Origin of the sequence: Aquisphaera insulae (assembly GCF_011064615.1) — a bacterium.
Classification (GTDB): Bacteria; Planctomycetota; Planctomycetia; order Isosphaerales; family Isosphaeraceae; genus Aquisphaera; species Aquisphaera insulae.
In genome coordinates, this window is the sequence record NZ_JAALJH010000264.1 from 1 (window position 1) to 463 (window position 463).

General features: G+C 70.2%; 1 protein-coding gene. It reads left to right on the forward strand.

Going from position 1 to position 463, the window contains the following annotated elements; all coding sequences use genetic code 11:
* On the forward strand, positions 1-463 hold a 463-nt coding region (locus tag G6O54_RS37075; protein ID WP_165236203.1), incomplete at both ends, for a hypothetical protein.

Consider the following 463-nt stretch of genomic DNA (forward strand, 5'->3'; position numbering starts at 1 on the left):
CGCGATCACCGCATCGAGTCCGACGATCGCGGCGGGGAACGTCTCGGTCTCGCCGATCACGGGCGCGGCGGGGGCGGCAATCGGGCTCCCGGCGTCGAACCCCAACGTCCCGGGGCTCACTTTCGTCTACAGCTCGACGGGGGCCAACGCCACGCCCATCATCGACGGGAACTACGCCCTGTCGGCGGCGCGGGCGCAGGTCTCCGCGAGGCTGACGTTCAACGGCACGGTCGGATCGACGTACTACTATGACACCAGCGCGTTCCGGCCCGGCGACATCCTCCAGATCGGCCAGCAGGCGAACGCCACGTCGCTGACGACGAATCGGTACGCGTACACCCTGGCGGTGACGGAGGTCGGCGGCTCGACCACCTCGCTGACCGGGACGGCGACGCTGATCAACGAGGCCACGGACCCGACCTTCGCGGCCTTCGGCAAGGGCTGGACGCTCGCCGGGCTCGAG